This is a genomic window from Caldithrix abyssi DSM 13497 (assembly GCF_001886815.1).
In the GTDB taxonomy this organism is placed as follows: Bacteria; Calditrichota; Calditrichia; order Calditrichales; family Calditrichaceae; genus Caldithrix; species Caldithrix abyssi.
In genome coordinates, this window is the sequence record NZ_CP018099.1 from 3986428 (window position 1) to 4004158 (window position 17731).

5 protein-coding genes are annotated in these 17731 nt (G+C 48.4%); 2 read left to right on the forward strand and 3 right to left on the reverse strand.

The genetic code is table 11. The features are described from left to right. Positions 1 to 115 precede the first annotated feature (115 nt). Together Cabys_RS15610 and Cabys_RS15620 are read left to right on the forward strand one after the other, a co-directional pair. Positions 116 to 4765, forward strand: coding sequence for a putative Ig domain-containing protein (locus tag Cabys_RS15610; protein WP_006927098.1), 4650 nt, complete (start codon positions 116 to 118; stop codon positions 4763 to 4765). Positions 4766 to 5393: 628 nt separating this feature from the next. Beyond that, on the forward strand, positions 5394 to 10184 hold the full coding sequence (locus Cabys_RS15620; protein ID WP_006927099.1) for a GNAT family N-acetyltransferase: 4791 nt from the start codon (positions 5394 to 5396) through the stop codon (positions 10182 to 10184). Here the strand turns inward: Cabys_RS15620 and Cabys_RS15625 are convergent. The 3 genes from Cabys_RS15625 to Cabys_RS15635 form a co-directional block, all read right to left on the reverse strand. Further along, positions 10181 to 10771 (reverse strand): TetR/AcrR family transcriptional regulator, encoded by a 591-nt coding sequence (locus Cabys_RS15625; protein WP_006927100.1) that lies wholly within the window; start codon positions 10769 to 10771, stop codon positions 10181 to 10183. The genes Cabys_RS15620 and Cabys_RS15625 overlap by 4 nt on opposite strands. A 251-nt stretch (positions 10772 to 11022) precedes the next feature. Further along, on the reverse strand, positions 11023 to 14400 hold the full coding sequence (locus Cabys_RS15630; RefSeq protein ID WP_006927101.1) for a M20/M25/M40 family metallo-hydrolase: 3378 nt from the start codon (positions 14398 to 14400) through the stop codon (positions 11023 to 11025). A gap of 47 nt (positions 14401 to 14447) precedes the next feature. After that, entirely contained in the window at positions 14448 to 17000 is a 2553-nt protein-coding gene (locus tag Cabys_RS15635) for an insulinase family protein (protein WP_006927102.1), read from the reverse strand. Positions 17001 to 17731: the final 731 nt, after the last annotated feature.

Consider the following 17731-nt stretch of genomic DNA (forward strand, 5'->3'; position numbering starts at 1 on the left):
CAGCTTGTTACTTTTATTTTTTGACAAAGGTTGTTTTCTTGATTTAAAAATCAATTAAATATATATTGCTCATGTTTGCAATGCCTCAGCAATATCTTAAAAAGGAGCGCGAAATATGAAAGCTCGTAATCTGCTTAAAAAAATAATTATTTTTGTATTAGCTTTAAATTGGACTCATATCCAGGCGCAGGAGAGAGTAGCTGCCGAGTTTATCAGCAAATTCCCCCCTCCCAAAGCCATAGACGGAACGCCATACATGGACGGCTTAAAACAATTATCCATAAAAGATCATTATCTCTTTGTGGTGGATGAATATGTTGGTGTGCAGGTGCTGGATATCTCTGATCCTGAAAATTTGCAAGAGGTTGCCGTAATTTATCCGGAAAATCTTGCGCCCACGCAAAATGTGTATTTAACGGACTCCCTGGCTTTTATGTCCTGCCGCCTGGACGGCGTGTGGATTATTGACATCGCCAATCCTGCGGCGCCACAAAAGATTTCCCGCATTCGCCCACGAGCCGAGTCTTACTGGGTGACGGCCAACCTGCCCTATGTTTACATTGCCGAGGCCGATTCCGGGGTGATGATCTATGATGTTCAGCAGCCCAAAAGTCCGCAGCTTGTCGGAAGGATCCAGACCGGCGGTTTCATCTGGGGCGTCGGCTTAATCCAGAATTATCTCTACCTCATTGACAAACGAAAAGGATTGCTGGTTTACGACGTTACCGATCCCACCGCACCGCTGGCCACAGGCGGCCAGCTTGAAGCGCTAAAATATACGCGCAGCATCTTTTTTGAAGATAATTACGCCTATGCCGCCAACGGCCCCGCCGGTTTAACCGTGCTGGATGTCAGCCAGCCAGCCAAACCAAAGCACATCCGTACAGTAAATTTAAAAGGTTATGCCTACAGCTCCTACAAAAGCGGCTCAACGGTGTTTGTGGGCAACGACGTGCTTAGAGAATTGCAATTTGTGGACGTTCAAAATCCGCGCGAGCCTTTTTTGATCGGTAAGTACAAATCCAATTCTCATATTTACTACGCTCTGAAAAAGGACATTTATGTTTATACAGCGGCCGACTCGGCAACGCTGGTATTGCGCTACAATCGCCCGCCGGTGCTGGCCGATATACAGGATCAGGTGGTGGACGAAGATCAGACCTTAACTTTTCAGGTAAAGGCATTTGATCCTGATGACGACGCAATCTTTTACTCGCTCTCATTTTTACCGGAAGGCGCTCAGTTCGATTCCATCAGCGGTGTGTTTAGCTGGCGGCCGACCTTTGAGCAATCCGGTGTTTACGGACCAATCGTTATTACAGCCCACGAGCGCACCCAAAGCCAGCTGACCGACAGCGACACCATTCGGATTACAGTGAACCATGTAAACCGACCGCCAACCATCGCCGAAATTCCTGACTACGAAGTGGATGAAAATCAAACGCTTACTTTTACGATTCCGGAAGGCGAAGACCCGGACAAGGAAGACGCCGGTAAATTAACTTATGCGGCGGAGAATTTGCCAGAAGGAGCGACCTTCGATCCGCAGACGCGCGTCTTTACCTGGAAACCCACTTACGAGCAGTCCGGCGAGTACCCCATTGATTTTACAGTGTACGATCCTGCAGGCGCTTTTGCCAGAGAAGCCACTGTTATTACCGTACATCATGTGGATCGTAAGCCGACCCTGGCCGAGGTTCCGGATCAAACGGTCCATGAAGACGAATTGTTAACCTTTACCTTGCATGGTTCCGATCCGGATAAAGAAGATCAAAACGCTTTGAGTTACGCCGCTTATAATTTACCGGAAGGCGCAACATTCGATCCGGCAACGGCTACCTTTTCGTGGAAGCCAACCTTTGAGCAGTCTGGCGTTTACAAAGACTTGTTATTTGTTTTCACGGCCGGCGCCCTGAGCGATTCGATTACGGTCAATATTACCGTTACCCATGTCAACCGTCCGCCGGTTATTGCCGCCGTGGGCGACAAAACCGTGGATGAAAATCAGTGGTTGCAATTTACGGTTTCCGGCGAAGACCCTGACCGTGAGGATTTCGGTCGTTTACAAATTACGGCCGAAAATCTGCCTGAAGGCGCCACGTTTGACCCCGATTCCAATTTATTTAAATGGAAACCAACCTTTGAGCAGTCCGGCGTTTATCCCGATGTGCTTTTTATCATTCACGATCCTTCAGGCCTAACCGATACGGCAGCGGTAACCATTACGGTAAATCATGTCAATCGTCCGCCGGCGCTGGCTGAAATTCCCGCCAAAGTAATCGATGAAAATCAATTGCTGACCTTTGAGCTGCAGGGCAGCGATCCGGATCGGGAGGACCAGGGGAAATTAATTTACACCGCCGACGGCCTGCCAGAAGGCGCCCTGCTGGAAGGCAATCAGTTTAGCTGGACGCCTACCTACGACCAGTCCGGCGTTTACAAAATCACTTTTACGGTCAGTGACGGCCGGTTAAGCGACAGCCAATCCACAACCATCACCGTAAACCATGTCAACCGTCCGCCGGTTATGGCCGAACTCGCGCCGCAGACGGTGGATGAAAATCAACCGCTAACATTTACGGTCGCCGGTTCCGATCCGGATAAAGAAGATACCGGCAAATTAACGTTAAATGCCCTGAATCTGCCCGAAGGCGCCGTTTTCGATCCGGCCAGCGGGAAATTCAACTGGACGCCGACCTTTGAACAATCGGGCGTGTATCAGGTATCGTTTACCATTCAGGATCCTGCCGGTTTAAGCGATACGCTGACCGTGCCCATTACGGTCAATCATGTAAACCGGACGCCGGTTTTTGCCGAACAGCCGCCGCAGGTTGTAGATGAAAATCAACCGCTGAACGTTCAGTTGATTCCGGCAACGGATCCGGACAAAGAAGACGAAGGAAAGTTAAAATACACGGCGCTCAATTTGCCGCAAGGCGCCAGCTTTGACCCAAACACCCTGACCCTGAGCTGGACGCCGACCTACGAGCAGTCAGGCGTTTACACAGTGACCATTCAGGTTACGGACGGCGAATTTACCGTGGAGCAACCTTTGCAAATTACGGTAAATCACGTCAATCGTCCGCCGGTTTTACAACTCATTGCAGATCAAACCATCGACGAAAATCAGCCCTGGCAATTAGCCGTAACAGCCACAGACCCGGACAAAGAAGATGAAGGTAAATTACATTTTAGCACGACGAATCTACCCCAGGGCATGACCTTTGACTCCACCAACGCTGTCTTTTCCTGGACGCCCACCTTTGAACAATCGGGCGTTTATTCGGCTATCACGGTTAAAGTCACCGACAGCGGCAATTTATCCGATCAAAAGCAGTTCAGCATTACAGTGAATCATGTGAACCGCGCGCCATCTCTGGAGCCAATCCCCCCGATTCAGGGCGTGGAAAATTCGCCGATCACCTTTCAGTTAAAAGGCAGCGATCCGGATAAAGAGGATGACGGCAAGCTGGTTTACAGTTGCGCCAACCTGCCGGAAGGGGCCGTGCTGGACGCGCAGAGCGGAGCCTTTAGCTGGACGCCAAACTTTTTGCAGGCCGGCGCGTACAATTTGCAGTTTAAAGTAACGGACAGCGGCGGCTTATTTGCCGAACAGAGCGTATCGATGACCATCGATGACTTGAATCGCCCACCGCAATTACAGCCCATTGAAGCGAAAAAAGTTTTTGAAAATCAAACCCTCAGTTTTAAAGTAACTGGCAGCGATGAAGACACCGACAACACCCTGACTTACTCGGCGGAAGGTTTACCCACAGGCGCGCAATTTGATGCGGCCAGTCAAATGTTTACCTGGAGGCCAACCTTTGAGCAGGCCGGAAACTACCAGGTTACCTTTAAACTGACTGACGGTAAAGAAGAGACCAGCGTTTCGGTGCCCATTGAAGTGGTGAATGTCAATCGTCCGCCTCAGTTCACCGCTTTGACCGATCAGCAGGTTAAAGAAAATGAACGCCTGCGCTTTACGGTAACGGCCAGCGATCCGGATGCGGGAACTACGCTTCAGCTGCAGGCGCAAAATCTGCCGGAAGGAGCGCAATTTAACGCCGACAATGGGACGTTCGAGTGGACGCCAACGTTTGAACAGGCCGGTGTTTACGCTGTAACCTTTAGCGTAAGCGACGGCGACACCACCGTCAGCAAAGAAATAAAAATCACCGTACAAAACGTCAATCGCCCGCCGGTGTTTAATGAAATCGGCGCGCAGCAGGTTAAAGAAAACGAAGAACTGCGTTTTACCATCTCAGCATCAGACCCCGATGCCGGCACGGAGTTAAAATTTAGCGCGCAAAATCTGCCGGACGGCGCAAACTTTGATCCCGCCACGCAAACCTTTGTCTGGAAGCCGAATTTCGATCAGCAGGGCGAACACCAGGTAGTCTTTACCGTCAGCGACGGCGAAAGCGAAGTAAAACAAACCGTTGTCATAAGCGTGCAAAATGTTAATCGACCGCCAACGATCAATGGACCGACCAGCAACGAAGCGCAGGCAGGAGAAGCAATTCAGCTGCGGTTTAACGGAAGCGATCCGGATGGCGACGCCTTAAAGTTCTCTGGCGATAATCTGCCCTCCGGCGCTAAAATAGACGATTCAGGGAATTTTACCTGGACGCCAGACGACGGCCAGGTGGGCGCGCACAGCTTTGTGATAAAAGTCAGCGACGGGCAGGAAGAAGCCTCCATTAATGTAAAGATCGACGTCAAACCTAAACCTCAGCCCGCGCCGGCAGACACAACAGGAAATTAGGCCTTCTGGCGGCGGGCAGAGAAGATTAGTTGAATGGTTGAATAGTCAGCGGTTTGTCACTGCGAATCCTGTGCAGGCAGGATGACTGTCAACCATGGTTGTAGGGGTGAAGAGTCATCAGCCTGTCATGACGCAGCGAATAGATTGCTGTCAGTGTTAAATAAAGACCGCTGAGCGTGAATTCGATTTGCTGAGGGTGTCTCAAAAGCGACATCTAATGAAAAATTATACAAAGACAGGAAAAATCTTACAGTAGCCCTCACCCCCTGCCCCTCTCTCCCGATTTTCGGGAGAAGGGGGAATTAAAGGGGGTGAGGGAAAGAAAAACTTTATAAAAATACATTGTCTTTGACTTTTGGGACAGCCCCAGTAAGCGCCGTGTGCGAGGGCAATGGAAATTATCTTTAATTTAAAACATTCTTTGCGCCCTTTGTGACTTCTTTGCGCTCTTGGTGGCTCGTTTTTTTGCAGCGGCTGCGCTGCCCTGGTTTGTAACAGAGACTTCTTTCCGGTCTGGCTTACCAATCAACAATCTTTTTTCTTACATCTTTACTTCCTGTTTGCACATTCATTTGACCCGCGCTAAAAATTGCCTAAATTTTAAAAAAACAATCAAAAGGTGAAAACAATGGCGGAAAATAAACCGACAGATATTTCTCGTTTAAAACAACTCTTTTCAGCGGGTGAATTAGCCATGGAAGCGGAAGAATGGCCACGGGCTATTAAACGCTTCGAAAAACAAATACATACCCTGGTTCGTTCTTCCGCTTTTAATGAGCGCGAAGTTTTATTAGAGTTAAACGAATTGTTTGATATCATCTTCAAAACAGGCCTTGCAGGCTCGTTCACAGCCCAAATGCCTGAGCAGACCTTTTTATTACTCGGCCGGCATCTGCTAACGGTCAGTGGCGATTTGCAGAACGAGGCGCGAAAAATCATCCACCTTTATTTGGAATTATTTCGCCAGCCCGCTTTTCTAAAGCAGATCAAGCAAACTCAACCCTGGGAAGAGCTGATTTTGCAGTTGATTGAAAAGAGCAATTTTACCATCGCTCCCCTTTTACGCCAGCGTTTTCAATTATATGCAGATAAAACCATTTTTGCCTTGATCAGCGGCGAAAACGTGGTTCGCTACAGCTTTGCGACCGTCAGGGAACGCATTTTACAATACGCCCGCGGATTGCTGGCTCTTGGCGGTTCCGTGCCACAGGGACGTCCGACGGTGGCCTTTTTCATGGAAAACAGTCTGGAGATGGCCTTATTAGACCTGGCCTGCCTGTCCAGCGGCCTGGTCAATGTGATGATTCCGGCCAATTCTGTAGGCCATCAGGTGGCTTTTATTCTGAATCAAACCGGAGCTAAAATCCTTTTGATCTCCGGGCACAAACAACTGGAAATCGTCAACCAGGTGCGCAGGGAGCTGAGGCATGTCGATCAAATCGTAATGATTAAAGAACAGCCCACAGAAGAACGGATTCTTTCTCAGACGCAATTAATTCAAATGGGCATGAACATCAGCGACGATCAGGTCGTTGCCCGGCAAGAGAGTTTTACAACGCGCGACCTGGCGACCATTATGTACACCTCGGGAACGACCGGCGAGCCCAAGGGGATCATGTTCTCCCATTTGAATATTATTTACAAACGCTTTTGCCGCGCCATGGCCCTGCCGGAAATCGGGCCGCAGGATCGCTTCCTTTCCTATTTGCCGCTCTTTCACACCTTTGGCCGCTATCTGGAGATGATGGGCGCTGTTTTCTGGAGCGCCGAATATTATTTTATGGAAAATCCGGCCATCGACACCCTGGTGCGCAACATGCAACTGGTCAGGCCCACCATATTCATCAGCATTCCTAAAAAGTGGATGCAACTGTACGAATACATTGCCCGACGCGTGGATGTAGAATTGGACGACGAACGGCTTATTCTTAAAACATTAAAAGAAGTAACCGGCGGCCAATTGCGCTGGGGGCTTTCCGCCGCCGGCTATCTGGATCCGGCCATCTTTCGCTTTTTTCAGCGCAATGGCGTGGAACTGCTCAGCGGCTTTGGCATGACCGAAGCCACCGGCGGTATTACCATGACCGAACCTGGCAACTATGTGGAAAATACGCTGGGTAAACCGCTGCCCGGCATCGAAGCAAAACTGGCGAAAGACGGCGAACTGTTAATTCGCGGCCCTTACGTAATGATCGGCTACTACGGCCACCGCGAACAACCCTTTGTGGACGGCTGGTTCCCGACCGGCGATATTATGCGCCGTCTGCCCAATGGGTATTTTGAAATCATCGATCGCAAAAAAGAGATTTACAAAAACATCCGCGGCGAAACCATCGCGCCGCAGCGCATCGAAAACTTCTTTTACGATTCAGAGTTTGTGAAGCAGGTGTTTCTGGTGGGCGATAACCGGCCCTTTAACACGGTTCTCATCTATCCTAATTTTGAGGGAGCGGATAATCCTTTGCGACAAATGAATGCAGAAGAACTCCACGACTTTTTCTCTTCTCTGGTGGTTACGGTCAACAATTTTCTGGCGCCCTTTGAACGAATTGTCGATTTTAGAATTGTTGACCGCCCTTTTTCAGCCGAGCATGGCGAATTAACTCCCAAAGGAACCTTTAAGCGCCGTGTCATCGAAAAAAATTTTGCGCATTTAATCGAAGCCATGTACGAACAGAGCTTTATCGATTTTAAATGGCAGGGCTTAACCTTGCAAATTCCAAACTGGTTTCTGCGCGAAAAGAGCTATCTGGTTAAAGATATTCAACTGGACGAAAACGGAATGATTGTGCCTGAATATGGCCGCGTTTTGCCCCTGCAGCGCATAGACCAAGACCTTTTGCAAATCGGTAATTACGTTTACCGCTTTACCAGGCCCTTTATCGACCTGCAAATCGTGTTCTCCAACCCCCTGTACTGGCTGGGCAACCGCGCCATCATCGAATTTACCGGAGAAGAAATCTTTCACTGGTACCGGCTGGATAATTTTAGCGAATCCCTGCAAATCGTTCGCTATTATCACCCCATCGACCTGACCGCCAGGGAACAGGAAGAGTTCCTTCATCTTAATACATTGAAAGAGGTCAGCTTAAACGGCGTCCATCTGGCCCTGCTGCATATTCAAAGCGAAGATGAAGCAGCCATTGAAAAGGGCATTGCCTATTTAAAAATCATTTTAGATGATCCGCAGCAGTCGCTGTACGCCTTACTCAGGCAAATCATCGGCTACCCGCGTTATGTGTGGAGCGTTTCTGCCTTGCAACAGATGTTCCGCCTGGGGCTTTCCCTGTTTAAAGGATGGGCATTTCAAGATTACCTGGCGCGCTATGTGGATTTCAATTTTCGTTTTTTAACGCCGGACTTTATTGCCGAAGTGGCGGACAAACTGGAAGTCGATGTAGAGGTTCTGCAGGGGATTCATTCTCTGATTAAAAATGAGATCAACAAAATGCAAGGCGGAATGGCGATCCGCCAGACCGGCATTGCCCCGCTATTGCATTTACTGGGTCAAATCGGCGTACTACATCCCATGTATTACAAACAAATTCGGCAGTGCATCGTCAGATATCAATTGAGAAAAGACATCCCCGGTCTGGCCGAACTGGCATCGGAGGTGCGCATTAAGTTACTCGAAGGCTTTCGGCGCTGGATCGGCGAGAACCAGAAAATTTCCATTGATGTGGAAACCGGCGAAGAGTACCGCTGGAGCGATGTGGTTATTTTTGAAGAAGATATTCCGGCCGAAGATAAGGCGTTTCTACTTAAAGCCATCACCGAACGCCCGATCATCAGAGAGGCGTTGTTTTTGTTGGGAGACGGCATTCTGGCAGGATTGTACGACATCCCTCCTGGCGGAGTGTGGATCAGCACCTTATTCCATGAACCCGGGCACAGCGTTTATCGGGTTTCCGTTCAAACGCGCTTTCAGGGCGGCGCGGATTTTGTAATCAATCTGGAGCGCGACCAGCCCACCGAGACCATCCGCGAAGAGATGAACTGGCTCATCCACGCCGGAGCGGCGGCCCGCGGCATCCGACTGGTGGAAGAGTTTGGCGGCTTCTGGCGGGAATTTAATCTGTGGACCGAAGAGTACATTCCCGGCGATTCTCTGCAGGTGTACATCTCCAAGTTAATGCGCCGCAACAACCAGGACTCTCGCCAACGTTTAAAAGTTCTCTGGCCGCACTTCGTCTGGTCGGGCATTTCCGCCCATATTAGCTTCTGGCGTCGTACGGGCTACCAGCTGGAAATTGAAGACAAAAGCGCGGCGAATATCATGATCCCTGCGCACGATTATTTAACCGGCGTGCGGATTTTTTCCATCCGCAACCGAAAAAAATCCGATGGCCTGCTGGCCTTAATCGCCGATTTTTATCGGCAGTTTGTCGAAACGCAGATCGCAGCCTATCCGTTCTTAAAAGATGAAAAATTGTGGCATTATATCTTTAGCGGAATTCTTGACGCCGAAGGCGAAAGTAAAGCTCTGGAACAACTGCGCGCTTTGCTTAATGAACAGGCAGAGCAACTTCAGGAACAGGGCTTTTTAAAGGCCCTGAAAACCTTTTTGCGCCAGGTGGAAAAAGACGGTTTTATTCCGCGCAACCTCTACTTTGCCATTCAACGATTCAGACGCTGGATTAACCTTAATCCGCGCGCCGACTTTTCGGCCCAGTTATTTACCTTAAACGAGCTGTACGAAACCTATCAGCTTTCTAAATTCGAAAAGCGCTATCCGGAAATCCGCATTCGCTTTTACCTGGAAACAGTGTTCAAAGATTCCATTCCGGAAATGCGCAAAAAATTAAAAAACATTATTCGACGCGCCGCGCAAAAAGCCATTCCTCACGAAGAGCGTTTAAAACTATTTTCTGAACTGCGCAATCAGTTCGACCTGAACGAAAAAGAAGAATTCTTCCTCAGTCGCCTGGGCTATCCCCATTTGCAACCGGAAGATTCGGCCGGCTGGTTAAGCGCCTCGCCCAGCGGAGTGCAGCAGAGCGATGTGGTGGTGACCATGGAAGATTACGACGGACGCCGCTTTCATGTGCGCAAGCCCATGTCGCCCAAGGAGATCGCGCGTTTGCACAATATTTTTCTGGAAGCCAATTTACCGGTGGTCTTTAAACCAGAGCACCGATTTTTAATTGCCGTTTCGGAACGCGGCTATGTGATCGGCGGACTGTTCTATTCCATGCTAAACGAAGAAACCGCGCACATGGAAAAAATTGTGGTCACCGCCAAATACCGCCGCAAGGGCATTAGTGAAGGCTTGATGGTGGAGTTTTTCAACCGCATGCGAGACGCTGGTTTTAAATACGTAACCACCGGCTTTTTCCGGCCTGAATATTTTTACCGCTTTGGTTTTAAAATTGAGCGCAAATACGCCGGTTTGGTAAAGGATTTGACGGAAGGGAACTAACCGCCCAATAAACTTTGCTGCACATAATGCTGAACCTGCTCGCGCGCCTCTTCTAAGTCTATGGAAGGTGGAGCATACGCCCAGCGGTGAATGATGTGGTACAAACCGCCAAACACAAAATGAAAATAGGTTTCGCATTTGATGCCCGGATTAAAAAAACCTTCGGCAACGCCCTGTTCGTAAACGCGGCAAAAACTTTTGGTTAGATGCAAATACTCTTCCTTTGAGGCGTCAATCCCTTTTTTACGCAATTCGTTGTGCTCTTTGATGACCACAAAGCCCAACTGCGGATTGCCGGTAAAAGCGTCAAACGTGGCGTCCACCATTTTGCGGATCTTTTGCAGAGGGTCCAGATCGGCGGCCTTGCTGATTTCGTGCAGTTTCTGACTGAATTGTTTCCACACCGCAGAGATCATCTGGTACAACAATTCTTCTTTATTTTTGTAATAGGTGTAAACGCTGCCGTGGGCAACCCCGGCCTTTTTAGCGATTTCTGATATCTTGGCCTGCTGATACCCCTTTTGAGCAAAGATTTCCACGGCGGCCTGTAAAATCTTCCGGGCTTTCTCATCCGGTTTGGTGCGCATTGCTCTCCCCCATTGAATTTTGCGTTGTTGAAAAGATACAATAAAGCGCAAAACTAAACAAGAGAAAGTTTTCCGCTTGCCGAACGTTCCCTCAAAAATTATTGAAGCATCTTTTTTTTAAAAGACGAGCTGTTTAAGAAATAGGGGGAACGGCGTCCATTCCCCCTCATTTTTCCCGGAAATAAAGGCGGATTTTGTCGCGCTTCAATCCCGCCTTTCCACTTTGCAAAAAAATGGAAATAGCAAAGTGTTTAGCGCTCTTCGAGTTTTACTCTGATTTCTTTCTGTTCACCGTTGCGTTTAATTTGTAAAACAATCACATCGCCGGCCTGATGTTTTTTCAACAACACGCTGTAATCCTTCAAATTGGCGACCGGTTGTTTGCCCAGGGCCACAATCACATCGCCGGCCTTCAATCCTGCGCGGGCGGCAGGTGAATCTTTGTCAACGCTTTTAATTTTAACGCCCTGCCCCTCAAAAGCAAAGTCCGGCAGAATACCGGTGCGCACCTTTCTGCCTCCCTGATGGGCGGCGGCAGATTTTTCGGCGGTCTTTTTTGCGGTAAACGTCAGCGGCTCCTTGCGTTCAGCGCTCAGGTACGCCAGCGTTTCTCGCGTTAATGTGGCACTTTTAACCAGCCCATCTGCATTGATCTTATCGACCGTATCGCTGGGACGATGATAATCGGTGTGCGGCCCGGAAAAAATCTGCACGGCCGGAATACCCGCTTCAATAAAGGCTACCTGGTCGCTGGCATCCAGCGGCGGGGTTACTATCTGGGCATCCACGCCTGTCACGTGTCCGACGCCCATAAAAATATAAGGCCATTCTTTAGCGCTGGACACATTAAGAATCATCACTTTATTGTCCTTTAAACGGCCCACGGTGTCCAGATTTAAATCGGCCATAATTTTATCCGGCGGAAAACGGCGATAATGTTTAACAAAGTAGCGCGAGCCTTTAAGTCCGCTCTCTTCGGCCGTAAAGGCCACAAAAATAACCGTGCGCTGCGGTTTAAAGCTTTGGCCAAGGACGCGCGCCAACTCTAACAGCGCCGCTACGCCGCTGGCATTGTCATCTGCCCCCGGATGAATCTTTCCCTCGTCGCCACGGTGCACATCCGGCCAGCCGCGTCCCAGATGGTCGTAATGGGCGCTGACCACCACCGCCTGATCTTTTAAGTGGGGATCCGTACCCGGAATGAGACCGATGATATTTTTAACCGACGCTTTATTACCTTGGTCGTCAACAATTTCCGGCCATACCTGAAAATAAGTGCCGTCATCCGCGCCGGGTTGCAGCCCGGCCTTTTTAAACTGTTCGGCGATGTACCGGGCGGCTTTTTCCAGGCCTTCGCTGCCCAGGCCGCGCCCTTCCAGCTCTTCGCTGGCCAGATAACGAATATCTTGCAACATGCGCTCTGCAGAAAACAACGGAGTCAACTGAGCAAGCGCAGGACGCTTTTTCAAACGCACATTCTGCGGCAGTTTTTTATCGTTTAGCGTCTTTTGTAATGGCGAATTTATGATGGGCCATTGACCTTTGGCAATGTTGGTGGGCTCGGCGCCGCTAAAGGCCAGGTAGCTGTACTTGCCGTAATGGGGCAGCTTGCGCGCCAGCCCCTTAACCGCCTGCGGATTGCCGATGCGCAGCCAGACCAGCGCCGCCTGACGATTTTTAGGATGGCGCACGGTAATGACAAAACTGTTGTTTGCTAACGGAAGATCAAATTTTTCCAGTTGCACACGATCGGCTTTGATTTGAGCGTCATAATTTTTTAAAGCTGTTTTGATCTCTTTCTTAAACGGGTTGTCGTCGCCAAAGACCCACACGGATCGATCATCTGGCAGCTCGTTTACTTCTGAGGCCGCTTTAACCTGCACGTCTTTGCTTTTGCTGCCCGACCAGATGTTGGCCAGCTTAACGTAAGGATTATCTGCGCTTAAGCCATCGGGTAGAACAATGAGCACCTTGCCGGCGCCAAAAATTTTAGAAAGGGCGGGCGGAATTTCGCTGTAATGCAGGCGGCGAAAAACCTGAAACTGTGGATCAACCGCCACTTTTACGGGTTCTTTTTGAAAGCTCCACTCTACATCTTTTTGCCGTTCATTCATCGCCGCCATTTTTACTTCTACGGTGTCTTCAAAATAAACGGCAATCGGCACATTCAATTGAAAGGGTTCTTCCTTTTGAACCTGCCGTAACTGCAATTGCAAACCAAAGGTATCTTTATTCTGCTGTACTCTTGCCTCTGCTAACAATAATTCAGGCGCGCCGCTGCGTTTTACCCATTGATCAAAAAAGGATTGTAGCAGTCGGCCGCTTACCTTTTCAAAGCTGCGGCGCAAATCGTCAAAAGAAGCGCGTTTAAAAAGGTTATGGTGATAAAAATGGCGCAAACCTTTCACAAATAACCGATCGCCCAGATCGGTACGCAGCATTTCCCAGAGCATCAAGCATTTGCCATAGCCAACGGCCTCCGAAGGCGCGTCATGGCGGGAGAGAAATTGCGCCAGGGGAAAATCATTCGTTTCGTTAACGTAATCGGTATATTTTTGCAGAGTGGCTCTGCGGTAAGCGTCGCCCTGCCCCCGCTGCTCCTGAATCAGATGATCGGCCAGGTAAGCGGTTAGCCCCTCGCACCAGTTTCCGCCTTTAAAATCAACATAAACGCCATTGCCCCACCAGTTGTGCAGCAGCTCGTGCGGATAAGAAGAATGGAGAATGAAGGGGAAGCGAATGACCTGCGGGCCAAGCAGAGTAAAAGAAGGCATGCCGTAACCCGTTTCCCAGAAATTTTCCACCAGGGCAAATTTCCAGAAGGGGTAGTTTCCGATCAGCTTACGGTACATTTCCAGGTACTGGCCGGTCACATCCAGATATTTATTGGCCAGCGCTTCATCAGGCGAACGCAAAAAGGCCATGACCTTTACTTTTCCCACATCGCGCTGGTATTCGACAAACTTAGCGGCGATTAAAAACACCTCTTCCATGGGTTTGTCGCAAATCCAGCGCACCTGACGCGCGCCATCTACCGTCCGGTGGGTGGCGCGTTTACCCTGGCTGACCACATCCCAACCGGCGGGCGCTTCTACCGTCAACGAAAAGGTAACAAGCCTTTTGTCGAATTGCGGCAACCAGACGCTGGAACCAGACAGATAAACGCCCTGAGAATCGATGATGCCCGGGGTGGTGCTGAATCCGCGCGCATACTCTTCGGCCAGTTGCTGAATTTCGTGATGAATTTTTCCGGAAAAGGCCAGCACCACACGCCGCGGTAACTTTCTTGACCGCGGCGCCTTCAGCCTGTAACGGTTTTGTTTCACGCGTTTTAAAACCTCCGGCGCCTCCACATCCATGCCGCGGTCGCTTCCGACAATGTTTGTTTCAATTAATTGCAGGGTTAATCCGCCCGTTAAATTTTTAACCGTCAGGGCAGAATGCAAAGTAAACTCCACATAACTGGCAGGCGGGTCCAAATTCAGCGTCAGCGTATCCACCACGGAAATAGTTTGCTCCATTGGAAACACGCGGGCGTGGATGGCGTGATGCACGGCCGCTTCTTTGGCAAGGGCAAACTGCGCCAAAACGCCAATTAAAACAAATAAGCGGGCTATTCTGGTTTTCATCTCTTTTACCTCAAATTTATTTTTTCAACCTTTTCACGAAGCAGGTGTCACCTTACGATAATTTTTATGGGATTTTCAACCTGTAAATATTTTTGAGCCACGCGCCGCACATCTTTCAGGGTTACCTGTTTCAGGGCCTGCAAAAAATCTTCATCGTAGTTGATGTTCTGATGAAAATAATACGAATGCGTTAAATAATACGCCTGATTGATGCTGGAAAGGCGTCGGAACATCATGCGACCCAGAAACATATTAACCGATTTGATTACGGCTTCTTCATTAAAATCCTCTATTACCTGTGGGTTGAAAAACGAGGGATATTGCTTTAAAAGCGCGTCCACATTTTCCGGTACCGTGCCCTGCGAAACGTAAAACAACGCCCGATCGTTATGCACATTAATGCCGGCCCGCATGCGGTAAGCCATGCCCTGTTTTTCGCGAATCTGGAAAACAATCTTATCGCCTAACAGCAAAGAAAGAACTTTAAGCGACGGCGCATCCTGCGCGTCGATGGTTTTTACGAATCCCCAAAAAATGTAGGAGCGCTGGCCGTTTCCCTGTTTTTCAATTTCTACGGGCCGATCATGTAGCTTGATCTTCTTTGTCACGGGCGGCGGTTCCTGGTCGAGCGGCGTACCTTTAAATTCGGCAAACCATTTTTTTACCTCTTCCGGTTTTTCTGAAGACACCACCGCAATAATCATATTGGCCGGCTGAAAATAGTTGCTTGCAAACTCCAGCAAGGTTTGATATTCAATCTCTTCGGGACCTTCCGAATAGGGAAGCGTTTCGTAAACCTGCTCATCGAGTAATTGATCAAACAATTTTTTAGCAGGATCGCCGCGACGGCTCATCATGCCGCCCTTTCGACTAAACTTGACCACCGCTTTCTGAAATTCTTCCACGGTCGGTTTAAAATCTTTTAACTGACTGTTCAGAAAGTGAATTAATCCCGGCAAATCATCGTTTAACGCTTCAATACGCAAGTAACCGAAATCCGGATGGAGATAGATATCGTCCATGGGAATGTAAGGATTATCATTAGCAGTTACGGAAAGACCGTATTTTTGGCTGATGGCCAGATTTTGTTCGGACTTCAGCCGCTGGGCAAAACAATCATGTAAAATTTGTGCCGCTTTTTTGCCGTATTTTGACTGCCACAGAGCTTTGTGTTTAATCAGGTAATGCATGGCCACCAGTTGCGAGGCCGGATTCTGACGAACAATGAGCGTGGGAGCCCCGTCCTGTCCCTTGAATAACTTTGTGACCAATTTTATTTTTTGCGTATCCTGTTTCGATTCTTTTAACGGCAAATTTAGCACAACAATTGGCACGCCGTCTATTTTAAATTGATTTAACTGGCGGGCGGATTTAATAATGTTCTCTTTTTCGAACGAGGCCAGCATTTGATCAAAGCCCAGAACGGCAATCAAATGCGCGTTGTAAATACCGAACATGTGCGGCTTTTCCAGATTTTTAAGAAAGCCTGTTTTGATTTTATTGGCTCTGGCTTCAATCGCCTCGTCCGAAGAGTAAAAATCCATTTGCGCTACAAAATGTTCTACCTGCTGGCGTAATTTTTCCACGTCCGGCCGGGCGACACTCAAGGTCAGCTTCACCTCTAAAAAGTCCGCCACCGGACTGTTGAGAGTCTGCATTTCCACACGATCAGCCAGGTCTCCCAGACGTTGATTCAGCTCCACAGCCTTATCGGCCAGCTTTTCATCCAGCAGCCGGAAGAAGATGTGACCGAACGTGCCGTTAATGGGAAAGATAAATTCTACCACGGGCTTCTCACCCTGAAAAAAGCGCTGGATTACCTTTCCGGTTTGAATGGTTTTTAAATGCTGGCGGTCGAATCCGATACTCCAATCAGAAAACTCCGGCAGCAGAACCTGTCCGGGCTCTTCCCGACCGTAAAACTCTTCGATCATTTTCAACATTTCGGCCGTGTCAAAATTGCCGATCACGCTCATGCGCATATTGTTTGGCACATAAAAATTCTTGTAAAATTCAAAAACCTGATCGCGAACCAGCCCTTTAATGGTGGCATAGGTGCCCAGCGTGGGCAGGCTTAATGCATGCCCCTCGTATAAAATATCATTCAAATTACGCTCCAGCTGCGCATCCGGGTCGGCAAAGGTCTTGGAAATTTCTTCCAGAACAATGCCCTTTTCTTTTTCAAATTTGTCTTCCGGCAATATGGAATGAAAAAGCATGTCCGATTGAAGCTCCAGCGCCTGCTTAATGTTTTCTGCCGGAACAACCATCATGTAATTGGTGTAATACTGACCGGTGTTGGCGTTATTGTAGGCGCCAATGCGATCTACATCGTCATAAAGTTGTTTTTGGGTGCGCGATGTTGTGCCGTTAAACAACAAGTGCTCCAGCATGTGGCTCATGCCGCTGGTGGCAAACGTTTCGTACGCGGAGCCCACTTTAACGGCTACATTGACTCCCACCATGGGTAGAGCCGGGTTTTGAATCAACAAAACCTGCAAGCCGTTATCCAGTTGATGGATAACCACGTTATTGTTCTGCGCCGTAAGCAGCTGGACGCTTATTAACAATAGAGCAAAAAATTTAAGTTTTATTCGCACGCTTCTGACCTCCTGTATTTTTAGGCGTAGGTTAAATTTAAAGAACAAATCAATTAAAAGAAAAATAAAACGTTTGCCGGTCCATATTTAATCCTCCATTTTTAAAATAATTCAAGCTCTGCAAAATGCACATCCATGTCATTTCTCATCCCGCCGGGGTGGAATCCTTGCTATGACACTAAAATTTACATTTTGCAGAACTCTAAGGCAGCACAGCCGCAACCAAGATCAACCACAACGTGCGCAAAGTAGTTTTCGCGTAGATTACGGCAATCCTCGCAGAAAAAGATTAAACAAATTATTGTAAGCAACCACAGAGAAGGTACAAATAGCAAAAAGAATGTTTTAAATTAAAAATAGTTTCAATTGCATCGCCCTATTTCCAAAAATAAAAGTCTGTGAGAGGGAGACGCTGAGCGTGGAAGATTATTTCTAAGGTTGGTAGGAGTTCACCACATTTGCAGAAACAGATTTGAAATAACAGACTGACTATTCAACCATTCAACTAATCAACTATTCAACCAATCCAGCAGCACAAAATTTTTCAAACCCCGCCAGGGCGGGACTAGATCTTTCAGAAGAAGTATCCTAAAAATAATAAATGGTCACGAAAAAAGCCTCCGTTCAATTTGTCCATAGCCGCCCCCCATGATTCTTGTCGTAATTCATTAAACAGTATTCTTCTGTTGACTTGCACAGTATCTTTATTTACTTTTAGTAAAGTTCTTCAG

Coding starts and splice junctions, on each gene's coding strand:
- Cabys_RS15610 (WP_006927098.1), top strand. CDS start 116: ATGAAAGCTCGTAATCTGCTTAAAAAAATAATTATTTTTGTATTAGCT.
- Cabys_RS15620 (WP_006927099.1), top strand. CDS start 5,394: ATGGCGGAAAATAAACCGACAGATATTTCTCGTTTAAAACAACTCTTT.
- Cabys_RS15625 (WP_006927100.1), bottom strand. CDS start 10,771: ATGCGCACCAAACCGGATGAGAAAGCCCGGAAGATTTTACAGGCCGCC.
- Cabys_RS15630 (WP_006927101.1), bottom strand. CDS start 14,400: ATGAAAACCAGAATAGCCCGCTTATTTGTTTTAATTGGCGTTTTGGCG.